We start from the raw sequence: 8971 nt of genomic DNA, 5'->3' as shown, positions 1-8971 counted from the left end.
GTTCAGCGCTCCGTGGGGAGGACGACGCCGTCGATGGACAGCCGCAGATCCAGGAGCGAGGCGGCTTTCGGGGCGGGGGGTGGGGTCGGAGTCGGCGGGTTCGCTGCGGGCGCGATGGCCTCAGTCGCGCTCGTCGGCGTCGCCTCCAGCCACAACCGGCGGCGTGCGAACACCGGCGGCGGCAGCGCGGAACGCTCCGCGGGATGCCCATCGCGCCAGGCGGGATCCAAGCCGCTGACGACCAAGTGCGCGTTGGTCCCGCCGAGACCGAACGAACTGACCCCGGCGACCCGCTCGGCGGGCGGGAGCGTCCAGGGGCGGGCCGTGGTCGCCGGGTGGAAGGGCGAGCGCTCGAAGTCGAAGCGCGGGTTCGGGGTGTCGCAGAACAGGGTCGCCGGGATCACGCCGGTCTCGACGGCCAGGACCGCCTTCGCCAGGCCAGCGATGCCCGCCGCCGAGAGCGTGTGGCCGATGTTCGATTTCACGCTGCCGATCGCGCACCACTGATCCGACGCGTCGGGCGCTCCGTTCGCTGAGTCCGCAGCGCCAGTGCTGCTACCGCCCCCGTCGCCGGCGAAGACGTCGGTGAGCGCGCGCAGCTCGATCGGGTCGCCGATGAGCGTGCCGGTTCCGTGTGCCTCGACCAGGCCGATCTCGCGCGGTTTGCGGCCCGCGGCGGCCAGGGCGGAGCGGACGACAGCGGCTTGCGCGGCGGGGTTCGGGGTGGTGATGCCCATGGTGCGGCCGTCGTTGTTCAGGGCCACGGCCTCGATGACGGCGTGGATCCGGTCGCCGTCAGCCAACGCGGCGCCCAGCGGCTTGAGGAGCACTACGCCGCACCCCTCGCCGGGCACGAAGCCGTCGGCGCCACGGTCGAAGGTCCGGCAGCGCCCGGTCGGGGACAGGGCCCGCGCCGACGACAGGTCGATGTACGTGTGCTCATCGAGCAGCACCTCGACCCCGGCGGCCAGCGCCACGTGCGACTCCCCGGCCAGCAGGCTGCGACAGGCGAGCTGGACCGCGGCGAGCGAGGACGAGCAGGCGCTGTCGACGACGAGGTTGGGCCCGTGGAAGTCGAAGAAGTGCGCGACGTGCGCGGCGATGAAGTTCTGATCCGAGCGCAACACGCCGGGCCCGGTCGCGACCCGGCGTCCATAGTCGGACAACCGCGCCCCGACGAACACCCCGACCTGCCCACCGCCGAGATCGCTGTCGCCGTAACCGGCCTCCCGCAGCGCCGCGACGGAACCCTCCAGCACCATCCGAATCGCCGGATCTAGGCCCGTGGCCTCGGCGTCACCGAGCCGGAAGTAGCCGGGATCGAAATCCTCGATGCCCGAGACGAATCCGCCCCACTTGCTGATGCTGAAGCCGACCTCGCGCTCGGGGCGATAGTGCAGCCGATGGTCCCACCGCGACGCCGGGACCTCAGCGACCCCACAGTGGCCCGCGAGGAGGTTGGACCAGAAGGTGTCGAGGTCGGGCGCGTCGGCGAAGCGGCAGGACATGCCGATGACGGCTATCCGGTCGGTGGATTCGGGCTGGGATCGGTGATGCGGCTGCGGTTCGGAGGCGACGGCTACAGTTTGCGCGGCAGAGGCAGCTGCTGGTGGCTGCGGCTCGCGGTCCTCGGCGACACCCAAGTGGACGCTCAGGGACTCGACGGTCGGATGATCCAGCAGCAGCGAAGGCTCCAGCGACCTGCCGAGATGCGCCTCGATCGCCAGCAACAGCTCGCCAAGCATGATCGACTCGACGCCCAAATCCCCGAACAACGCGGTCGGATCCAGATCCGCGACCGCGATGCCGAGCTGGTCGGCGAAGATGGCCGACAGCCATGCAGGCGGGACACCCGGTGCGGGCTCTGCACCATTTCCTGCTGCCACAACCGCTGGCGCAAGATCCGCCGGGGCACGGAAGCTCTGAGCTGGCATAAGCCCTGCACCATTTCCTCCTGCCGCGACCGGCGCAAGATCCGCCTGGGCACGGAGCTTCTGGGCTGGCATCAGTCCTGCGCCATTCCCTTGTTCCGCAACCGCTGGCGCGAGCTCGGCGCTGATGTGTTGTCCTGAGCCATCCATGGATGCCGCATCCGCCTCGGCACCGAATCCATCGACCGAAGTCAGCCCTCGCACATCCACCGGCGCGCCCATCGCAGGCAGCGGCACAACCACGGCAGCCGGTGGAAGGGCCAGCATGCGCTCGAAGATGCGGAGGCCTGCTTCGTCGGTGAGGGGGGCGATGCCTAGGGCGGCGCAGGGGTTGGGGGTGCCGCGGCCGCCGCCGGTTTGGGACCACTGGGGCCAGTTCAGGGTGCGGAGCCAGGTGTGGCCGGCGTGGATGCGGTGTTCGGTGATCGTGTCGAGGGTGGCGTTGGCGGCGGCGTAGTCGGTCACGCCGGTGGCCACGGCTGGGGCTGCCGCGCAGATGGAGGAGAACTGGATGCTGAAGGATGGGCGGTCGGCGGCGGTCAGGTCGGCCAGGGTCTCCACGCCGTCGGTCTTGGGCTCCAGCGTGTCGGCCAGGCGTGTCATGTCCAGGTAGGCGAAGCCGGCGCCCTGGCCGGAACGGCCCGCGCAGTTCACCACGCCGTCGATCCGGCCCAGCTCGGTGCGCACCTGTTCCAGGAAGCTCGACATGCCCGCGACGTCCGCGACCGAGCCGATGTGTGTCAGTACCCGCACACCGGCGTCGCGCAACGCGGGGTCCTCGGGCGCAGACCGGGTCCCTACCAGGGCGAGCTGCCGGGCGCCCCGCGAAGCCAAGAACCGCGCGATCAGGGCTCCGATGCCGCGCGTCCCGCCGACGACCAGATACGCGGCCTCCGGGTCGGCACGCCACGCGCGATAGGGAGCATCAATGCTCTTCAACGCAGGGAGGAATCGCACGCCCCGCCGGTAACACACCTCACCGAGCCGATCGGCAGCGCCCCACTCTGCCAGCACCTCCGACACCACCGGGTCCGGATCACCAGCCTGCGCATCCGTGTCCAGCACCGAAGCGGCCAACCGGCGATACTCGGCGTTCAGCACCCGGACGAACCCCGCCATCGGCGCCCCGGCCAAGCTCGGGGCGGCGTGCTCGAAAACGTGGAGCCCAGCCGTGACCTGCATGACCCGCAGCCCGCCAACCGCACGTGCCCGAACCACCCGCTGAAGCATCGCCAGCCGGGGACGCCACAACCCACGCTCGGCCGAGGACCGGTTCAGATCCGCCAAGTCCAGCCAACCGACGAGGTCCGAATGCCGAGCCAGCAGATCGTCGGCCAGCGCGGTGGCCTCAGCGTCTGTGACGTAGCCAGGCACGCCGTCGCCCAGATCCGCGCCCTCCCGCACCAGCAGCACGCGGTCAACGCCGCACCGCTCAGCGAACCGGCGCGCCGCCTGCTCGCTGTGCTCGGAGAAGACGCACAGGACCGAGCCGGTGATCGTGCCGGCTGGCAAAGAGGTCGCGGAAGGCTCCCACGTCCGCTCATACAGCGGAATCTCCTGAGGCCCAGGCTCAGGCAGCCAGCACTTCATCCGCGCGAACGGATACGAAGGCAGCGAAACGATTCGCGGCGCCGCACCGTCCCGCCGCGCGATTACCTCCCCGTCGAGCGCACCGCCGGAAATCCAGTGCTGGCCAAGGGAATCCAAGTCGCCGTCGGCCGCAGGTTCGCCCACGGCATACCCCGCGCTCGGAACCCGCCCCCGCATCACCGAGTCCGGCGCCCGCCCCGCAACGAACCGCTCCAAGACATCGCAGAGCTCGTCGACATCCCGCACAACAACGGCAAGCCGCTCCCGCAATGCCTCCCGCCCGACCAGCAACGTGTATGCGACATCTGACAAAGCCTCGGGCGAACGCCGCAACCGCGCCGCCAACCGAGTAGCGACAGCGATCAGCTGGTCCTGGTCGTACCCAGACAAGACGACGAGCCGAGCCGCCCCCGCCACCTCAGGCCCACGCGCCGCCACCGCCGGCGCCTCCTGAACCACCGTGTGCGCGATCGTCCCCCCGGCGCCGAACGAGCTGATCCCCGCCACCCGCGGTCCCGATCCCGCCGGCCACACCTCGTTCCGCCGCTGCACTCGGAACGGGATCTGGTCCCAGGCGATGCCCGCGTTCAGCTCCTCCGCGTGCAGAGACGGCGCGAACTCCCCGTGCCGCATCTGAAGGATCACCTTCGTCAGCCCGGCGATCCCGGCTCCCGCCTCCACGTGCCCGATCACCGACTTCACCGACCCGACCGGTACCGATCCCACCGGCAGCCCCGCCGCGCCAAACACCCGCATCAGGCCATTGATCTCCACCGGATCGCCGAGCGCGGTCCCGGCGCCGTGCAGCTCCAGGTAACCGATCTCGCTCGGCTCCACCCCGGCGTCCCGCATCGCCTGACCGATCATCGAACCCTGAGCCTCAGGGTTGGGCACGAGGAATCCGTTGGTACGCCCGGCGTGCACGACCGAGGTCCCCCGGATCACCGCGTGGATCCGGTCGCCGTCCTCAACAGCTCGCCGCAGCGGCTTGAACAGCAGTGCGCCAGCACCCTCGGCGGGGACGAACCCGTCGCCGCCCGCGCCGAAGCTGCGGCAGCGGTTGGTCGAGGAGTTCAGCTTCATTCGGTACTGCTGGACGAACTTGTTCGGGTGCAGCGACAGGTTCACCGCGCCGACGATCGCGGCCTCGCACTCGCCGCCGCGCAGCGCCCGCACGGCCAGGTGCAGCGCCGTGAGTCCGGAGGAGCACATGGTGTCGAGGGTCAGACTCGGCCCGTGCAGGTCCAGGAAGAAGGAGACCCGGTTCGCGATCCCGCCGATCGTGGCGCCGCTGTCCTGGCGCTCGGCGTGCAGCGACTGCTCCACCGCGAAATAGGGGTATTCGTTGTACATCGCGCCGGCGTAGACCGCGACCCGCTGCCCGTGCCGCCGGGCCAACCGGTCCCGCGTGTAGCCGGCGTCCTCCATCATCTCCCACACGACTTCGAGGAAAAGCCGCTCCTGCGGGTCCATCAGCGCCGCGTCCCGGGGCGTGATCTGGAACAACAGCGGATCGAACTCGTCGACGGCGTCCAGCCAGCCACCCCACATCTGATCGACCGGCCAGCCCGCGCGCGCCCGATGTTCGGGGATGCGCGAGACGCTGTCGCGACCGGTCGACAGGGTCTGCCAGAACGCGTCGAGGTCGGGTGAGGACGGGTAGCGCCCGGCGAGGCCAATGACGGCGATCGCGCCGTCATCAGTGGTCTGCGAAGGTACGACGGCGCGGGTCGGCACGGCTATGGGCTCTTGCGGCACACTGCCGGAGCTCCAGTGCTCGGGGTGATGCTCCGTCAGTTCGGACGCGACGGAAGCGAGGTCGGTGTGGGAGAAGAACAGTGTGCGGTCCTGCTCGCCGAGTTCGCTCTCCAAGCGGGCGTTCATCCGGGCGATGAGCATGGAGCTGAGGCCGTAGTGGGTGAGCGGCACATGGGGGTCGATCTGCGCGGCGGGAATGCCGGCGAGCTCGGCGTAGAGGTCGACCAGCCACGACTGCGCCGACGCTGATAGTGCGACTACAGGCTCTGGTGAGGCTGGGATCGGCGTGCTCTGCCATGGCACGGAAGGCAGCGATACGCGGCGCGCGTCCGGAGCCTGGAATCGTTCCCACGGGATGCGGCGGCCCTCCAGCCAGGCAGCGGCGGCTTCGACCGGAGCGGTCGGATCGGCCGGGTCGCTGGAGGCGCCCGCCTCGACGCGAGCGGTCCCGAGCGCGGGATGCGACCGGCCGTCGAGGTAGGCGCGCAGGGCTGCTGACGCGTCAACGGCATCGGAAACGCAGACGGCGAGCCGGTGCGGCATGGCGCTGCGGCCCTGGACGGTGAACGCCACATCGGCGAGAGCAGCTGCGTCCTCGGAATCGAAGTATTCTGCGAAGGCGAGCGCGTAACGGTCCAAGGACGGCTTGTCCGCGGCGGACAGCACGACGACGTGCACCGGAGCCCCGCTCGGAGCGGCCAGAACCGCCGGAACCGCAGAATCGGCTTGCGGCAGATCCGGCAACCCCCGCTGCCACATCTTCTGCAGCACGTCCCCGGGCCCGATCTCCTCGATCTCGGTCACCCCCGACGCCGCCAGCAGGCGCAGCGTGTCCCACCACCGCACCGGCTCGCACAGATGCCGCACCAGCAACCCGGCAATTTCAGAGGCCTGATGCGGCCTCGCCGTCACGTTCGCGATGACCGGTATCTCAGGCTCAGCGAACCGCACATCGGCCAGGAATTCTCCGAACTGCCGTGCCGCGTCGGCCATGTACCGCGAGTGCGCCGCGATGCTGACGTTCAGCGGCACGCATCGTCCCGCGCCCTCGTTCGCCAGCAGCGCCGCCACGGTGTGCGCCGATCCCCGCGGCCCGGACAACACGACCTGTCCGGGCACGTTGTCGTTCGCCACGTCCACGGTGTGCAGGCCGCCGCGCCGCAGCACCTCCGTCAGCCGGTCCAGCGGCAGGCCCAGGACCGCCATCATGCCGCCGTCGGGTGCGGCCGCCATCAGCTCGCCTCGGCGTCGCACGATCCGCAAGCCGGTCTCGAAGTCGAACGATCCGGCCGCGAACAGCGCGCTCAGCTCTCCCAGGCTGTGCCCGGCCAGGTAGTCCGGCGTCGGACCGCCGAGGCGGCGGCGGTGCAGGTAACTCAAAGCATTGACGGTAAACAACGCAGGCTGCGAATACTCGGTCTGGTGCAGCCGCGCGTCGCCGTCCAGGCACAGGTCTCGGACCGAGTACCCGAGGACCGCCTCGGCGGTCGCGGTCAGGTCGGCGAACTCCTCGAACAGGTCCGCACCCATGCCGGCGCTCTGCGAACCCTGGCCGGGGAAGAGAAAGGCCAGACCCATGTCAACGCTCCTTCGAGGTCCACCGAACCGGTCCGGACCGGATCGGGATTGATGAGCTCACCGGCGCCTCACCCCTCCCAGGGGAACCTGCCGCCGTTCGCGAAGGCGGCCATCCGGCCGCGCACCGCCGGCAGGGTCATGAGCCGGCCGAGCTCGTCCACCGCCAGGTCCCGGACGCCGTCCGGCAGCGGCCACAGCCGCTGGGAGTACGCCTTCAGCGCCGCGATCGTCGCGGTGTCGATCTTGTCGGCGCGCAGCGCCAGGCGCCGTATCGCAGTGCCCGGATGCTCGCTGATCTCGTCGGCCAGCCCGCACGCGACGGCCTCGGGCGCGCTGACCGGCCGCGTCGTCAGCGCCATGGAGTAGGCCCTGGCGAACCCGACCCGGCGGATCAGGAACGGCAGGACGCAGCACGGCAGCAGTCCCCACAGCGCCTCGGGGAGACCGAAGGTCGCTGCCTCGCTGGCTGCCACGAAGTCGCAGGCCGCCACCAGGCCGACCCCGCCGCCGGCCACCCGACCCTCGACGGCAGCCGCGACGATCAGCGGCGCGAGCGTGAAGCGCTCGAGCAGGTCGAAGTACGCGCCGCCGGTGCGCCGGGCGGCGGCGGCCTCGTTTTCGTCCTCGCCCTCGCCTCCGACCCCGACCCCGGCTTGTCCGGCCGCCGCGACGTTCATCCCGACGTTGAAGACGCCCGGCGTCGCCGACGTCAGGAGCAGAATCCGGCATTCGGGTGCGGCGAGCGCCTTGTCCAGCGCGCGATGCAGGGCACTGATGAGCGCGTCGTCGATCACCGGAGCACTTCCAGTGCCGAACTCGAAGACCCGGATCGCCTTGTGCGGGACGCCGTTCGGCGCGCGGTTCGTCACGTCCACCGGTACTCCCGGTGGAAGTCACGGATCCGGTCCAGGACCAGCAGGCCGCGGCCCTCGAAGTGGCTGCCGTATACGGGCCCGTACTCGCCCGGGTCGAACACCGCGTCCCGCGTGCCGAAGCCCCGGGCGCCGCCGACCGCCGTGAGCCGGTCGTACTCGGAGACGGTCAGCTCGCGCCGCTCGTCCAGGGCGGCGGCGATACCGGGACGTGCCGAAAAACCAGTGGATACAACGGAATCGGCGGGGACCACTCCGCTGAAGAACTCCGAGGCGCAGCCCGAGCCGTAGGAGAACAGCCCAAGCCGGCGGGAACGGTCGAAGCGTCCGTGGTCGAGTACCGAGCACAGCGCCAGGTACAGCGCGGCGGAGAACAGGTTCCCGACCCGGCGGGCATAGCGCAGGGAGTCGGCGACGCGCGTCTGGAAGTCGTCGTCCACTTCGGCGGCGGACATGCCGGCGCGCTTGCGCGCGAGGTTGCGGTGCGCGCCCTTCACCATGCCGGCGAAGGGTGTGTGGAAGACCAGGTAGTCGAAGGTCGTGCGCAGATCAGCGCCCGCAACTCGGTCGCAATATGCTGCGAAGCTTGCGTCGAGGCATTGCAGGTACGCCAGCAGCGACAGGTCCGAGTCGACGACTTCGGCGTCCACGGCCGGGCGCGCGGTGTCCATCACCTCATAGGTGTGGAAGCCGCTGGCGCCGGGATCCAACGCTAGGACCCGAGGTTCGGGACCGACCAGCATCGCCACCGCACCGGTACCCTCCGAGGGTTCCCAGTACGTGCCGTGCGCGTCGGTCGCCGGGGCGTCGGTGGCGATGACGAGGGCGCGCGCCGTCGGCACGCCGGATGCGCTCAGGATCCCGACCGCTGTCTGGAGCGCGGCGGTCCCGCCGTAGCAGGCGTGCTTGACCTCGAAGGACCGGCAGCGGCTGGACAGGCCGAGTTGGTGGTGGATGTAGGTGCTGATCGGTTTGCCGAAGTCCAGGCCGGATTCGGTGCCGACCACCAGCAGTTCGATGGCGTCGCGCTGCTGGGCGTCGAGACCGGCGAGCAGCGGTGCGGCGGCGTTGACCGCGTTGCTCACCGGGTCCTCGCACGGCAGGCAGACGGATTTCTGGTCCATCATGAGGTTGTCGAACCGGGCCATGCTCAGATCCCGGTCGGCGAACATCTCGCGCACCCCGACCACCGCGCGGCCGACGTAGGCGTGGATTGCTTCGACGCCGATCACCATGCTCCCT

Annotated in this window: 3 protein-coding genes; all 3 read right to left on the bottom strand. The window is 70.3% G+C overall.

Going from position 1 to position 8971, the window contains the following annotated elements:
• Positions 1-2: 2 nt before the first annotated feature.
• The 3 genes from CACI_RS49725 to CACI_RS12940 all read right to left on the bottom strand — a co-directional run bounded on the left by CACI_RS49725 (position 3) and on the right by CACI_RS12940 (position 8964).
• Positions 3-6857: a type I polyketide synthase gene (locus CACI_RS49725; RefSeq protein ID WP_012786808.1), complete on the bottom strand. Its 6855-nt coding sequence runs from the start codon at positions 6855-6857 to the stop codon at positions 3-5.
• A gap of 68 nt (positions 6858-6925) precedes the next feature.
• Positions 6926-7732 (bottom strand): enoyl-CoA hydratase-related protein, encoded by an 807-nt coding sequence (locus CACI_RS12945; RefSeq protein WP_012786807.1) that lies wholly within the window; start codon positions 7730-7732, stop codon positions 6926-6928.
• Positions 7723-8964, bottom strand: a complete 1242-nt coding sequence (locus CACI_RS12940; protein ID WP_012786806.1) for a hydroxymethylglutaryl-CoA synthase family protein — start codon at positions 8962-8964, stop codon at positions 7723-7725. The genes CACI_RS12945 and CACI_RS12940 overlap by 10 nt, the downstream gene beginning before the upstream one ends.
• Between the last annotated feature and the right edge of the window lie 7 nt (positions 8965-8971).

It is taken from the genome of Catenulispora acidiphila DSM 44928 (assembly GCF_000024025.1).
Taxonomy (GTDB): Bacteria; Actinomycetota; Actinomycetes; order Streptomycetales; family Catenulisporaceae; genus Catenulispora; species Catenulispora acidiphila.
The sequence above is the reverse complement of the archived record's forward strand: the minus strand, read 5'-3'. Positions and strand labels throughout refer to the sequence as shown.